1 protein-coding gene and 1 pseudogene are annotated in these 388 nt (G+C 77.1%); both read left to right on the top strand.

Features of this window, described 5'->3' with window-relative positions:
- Window positions 1-195 (top strand): annotated as a pseudogene (locus B7767_RS42555) (transferase); the annotation flags it as partial.
- A partial coding sequence (locus B7767_RS42550; RefSeq protein ID WP_143653006.1) for an HAD-IIIA family hydrolase occupies window positions 192-388 on the top strand: 197 nt, incomplete at its 3' end. The pseudogene B7767_RS42555 and the gene B7767_RS42550, both read left to right, overlap by 4 nt.

The following is a 388-nucleotide window of genomic DNA, read 5'->3' as shown; positions in this document are numbered from 1 at the left end:
GCCTGCGCGCTCGGCTGGGCCGCCGGAACCGCCGAGTTCGCCCGCGCCCGCATCGTGCCCGGTCCGCGCACCCGCGACGAGGTGACGACCGTGCTGGCCACCAGCGTCGTCATCCCGCCCGCCGCGACCTGGCACCGGCTGGCCGGGGCCTGGCGCCACCGCAACGCCCCGGCCTGGCAGGAGGTGACCCGATGAGCCCGGTGAAGGCGGTGCTGTTCGACCGCGACGGCACGCTGGTCCACGACGTCCCCTACAACGCCGACCCCGCCCTGGTACGGCCCGTCGACGGCGCCCGTGCCGCGCTCGACGCGCTGCGCGCGCACGGCCTGCGCACCGGCGTCGTCACCAACCAGTCCGGCATCGCGCGCGGACTGCTCACCGAGGCCGA

This window comes from Streptomyces sp. 13-12-16, assembly GCF_002114215.1.
Classification (GTDB): Bacteria; Actinomycetota; Actinomycetes; order Streptomycetales; family Streptomycetaceae; genus Streptomyces.
The sequence above is the reverse complement of the archived record's forward strand: the minus strand, read 5'-3'. Positions and strand labels throughout refer to the sequence as shown.